General features: G+C 40.5%; 3 protein-coding genes. All 3 read left to right on the top strand.

Features of this window, described 5'->3' with window-relative positions:
* On the top strand, positions 1-528 hold a 528-nt coding region (locus ACEW8U_RS01675), incomplete at its 5' end, for a DUF4221 family protein (protein ID WP_373520300.1).
* Between the two features lie 268 nt (positions 529-796).
* The gene (locus ACEW8U_RS01670) at positions 797-1,906 is read left to right on the top strand and encodes a Fic family protein (RefSeq protein WP_373520299.1); all 1,110 of its coding nucleotides are present in this window, start codon (positions 797-799) and stop codon (positions 1,904-1,906) included.
* 249 nt (positions 1,907-2,155) lie between these two features.
* On the top strand, positions 2,156-3,075 hold a 920-nt coding region (locus tag ACEW8U_RS01665; RefSeq protein WP_373520298.1), incomplete at its 3' end, for a DUF4221 family protein.

The raw sequence follows: 3,075 nt of genomic DNA, 5'->3' as shown, positions 1-3,075 counted from the left end.
GATGATGGCAATACCTACGATATTCTTGGCCCATACATTTATGTGGAAAATATCAATCAACAAATTATAGTCAGTTCAAATGTTTCAAGTGAATTGTATGTATACAAACCCGATTTGGATAGCCTTCATCATTTTACTTATTCTTACAATCTGACAAAATCCGAAAAAGAAGGGAATTACCCAACCGAAATTTCCGACCCCAAAGCATTCCATGACATTTTTAAGGGCATCAACAGTGAAGTATCCTTTCTGTCACCCATATGGGATAATGATCAGCAACTATATTACCGGATTCATTATGAAACATTATTTGAAGATGATTTTTCAGGGATGTATCCTAAAAGGATTGGGGCAAAAGTTTATTTAACAGTTTATAACAAAGACTTTCAGCTCAAAACAGAGGGACAACTCCCTCAATTTGAGGATATCCCCGGTTTCCACTTCGCCAAAGACGGCAAAATCTGGATATTCCAAAATTTAGATGATGAGATGGGCTTTGTCCGCTTTAGTTTAGAATTCACGCCATGACCGTCGGTTTGTGGCATTCATGCCATGACTCTAGGTTCGCAGTAATAATGCCATGACTCAAAGTCATAGCATGAATAGAAACCCGCAATCCAACCTCAAATTTTCCATTTTTTAATGTCAGACACCTAAACTGACTTTAAATCTAATGTTACATTTTCTATCTGACATTAAAATATTAAATTTTTAATGTCACTTGATTTGGTTAGCATTGATTTTAATATCACATTTGTAACCTAACATTAAAATCATCAAATTTTAAGGTCAAAATATGGGGTATTTGATCAATCCTGACAGGACCCAACCTTGGAATAATCTTCCGGAACTCCCGATAGAAGCCGGATATTACCGGGATTTGGATATTTTTGAGCAATTGGGTGAGGCCAAAGCGGCTATTGCCCGATTGCAGGGAAGAAGTGCGGCTATACCCAATCAGGGCATGTTGATCAATACCATCAGTTTGCAGGAAGCCAAGGCTTCTTCCGAAATTGAGAATATCTTCACTACCGATGATGAGCTTTACAAAGCCTTCAGTGATGAAACCATCAAGCAGGGACCTGCCAAGGAAATCCTGCATTACCGGGAGTCCTTATGGAAGGGGCATCAATACCTGCAAGAAAATCCGCAATTTGATATTCCTTATTTCGAATTGATTTACCAAACCATCACAGGCATGAACGATGGCATCAGAAAACCTTTTGCCCATACCTACATAAGACAGGAAAGTTCTGGCCCAAATGCAGGAAAAGCAGTGTACACTCCTCCCCGGGGAACCGGCGTGGTGGAGGCCAAAATGGACAACCTGATCCAATTCATGAACGATGACAATGCTATCGATCCGATACTGAAAATGGCGATAGGTCACCTTCAGTTTGAGGCCATCCACCCATTCCGGGATGGCAATGGCAGAACAGGAAGACTTTTCAATATCCATTTTCTGACCCAAAAAGGACTTCTGGATTTGCCCATTTTGTTTTTGAGCAAGTTTATTTTGGATAGGAAAGAGGATTATTATGCTTTTTTACCCGGAGTCACCCAAAGGGCTGCCTGGAAGGATTGGCTGATTTTTATGTTGAAAGCGGTAGAAAATACCTCCACGGATACCTACAACAAGATCAATGATATATTGGCTGCAAAGGACAGCATCCTGCATGTTTTGGAAAATGAAACAGGAATCAGCAGACCGGAATCTTTGGTAGAAGCCATTTTTACCCAACCCTATACCAAAGTCAAGCACCTGACCGACAAAAAAATCTACGCCGAAAATACCGCCCGCCAATACCTCAACCAACTCGCCGAAATGGGTATAGTCGAACGACGTGAAATCAGCGGAGGGCACTATTACATGAATCTGGAACTTTACAGGATCTTGGGGCAGTGAAAATTATTGAAGGTTGTACCTTCGAATCCCTGAGTCCTGAGCCTGTGGCTCAACCCACTGGAGTTCAAAACTCCATACCCAGCATCCCGAAGGCAGAACCTCCTAACAACCCAAAACATTCTGACTCAAACTCAAGTCATGAATTTACAGCGCTAAGCCCTGATATGAATTTATTAACTAAAATTCACATTGTTTTCTATTAAAAGTAGTTTTTAAGACTTATTTTGTAGGTTCAAACAGCTAGGACTTATGGAAAGATATTATGTTTTTTTGATTTCAATAATCCTGTATTCCTGTAATTCGGGTACTGAAAAAAAAGAGTTTAGCGATCAAATGACCTTTACGATCGACACGGTAATGGTAGATTCCAAGGAGGAATTTCTCTTTTTGAACGGAAATCTCAGTAGTGCTAAAATATGCCCTGAAAACCGCTATTTGTACAATTACAATTGGAGGGATGCGAAAATCGAAAAGGTTAACTTGGATGAGTTGGTTTTTGAAAAATCCATTGCTTTGGCCAAAGAAGGGCCCAATGGAGTGGGAGATTACCTTTCTGGTTTTTATGTATTGGAGAATGGAAAGCTACTGCTTCAAGGTCGCAACAGTTTTTTTTGGGTGGATGAAGGAGGCAATCTTTTGGATAAGGTAGATTTTATGAAGATGGAAGACAGTGGTCTGGAAAATTCAGATTTCATTGGGCCTCAGAAAATATTTAATTCCAGTGAATTGGTTCTGTATGGATATTTGATGAACTGGGAAGAAGACCTGTACCAGATAACCAAAGTTGATTTGGATAAAAAGACAGTTGAGAAGATCGACCATGAGTCATTGCTAAAACTCAAAGATTATAAAATCAACATGATGATGGATGGCAGGCCGGCAGGAGGGTATGGACCAAATGTCATCGTGAGTGGAAGCCCGGAAAAAGTGATACTCAGCACCAATGTTGCCAACGAAGCCTTGACCATGCAGGGCTTGGATGGAGTTCCCGTTTACCATTCCTTCCAAAGCCAACTATTTCCTGATGTATTGAAAAAGCCCGGTAAAACGCAGGTAGAATCCTGGGAGGAAATACAGGAAGTGGTAAAAGAAATGCGTTCAGAGGTCAACCAGGGAAAGTTTTTTGCAGACCAGGATGGGAATTTTTATAGGTTCAGCCATAAGCTCAA

Source organism: Aquiflexum sp. (genome assembly GCF_041751335.1).
Classification (GTDB): domain Bacteria; phylum Bacteroidota; class Bacteroidia; order Cytophagales; family Cyclobacteriaceae; genus Aquiflexum.
The sequence above is the reverse complement of the archived record's forward strand: the minus strand, read 5'-3'. Positions and strand labels throughout refer to the sequence as shown.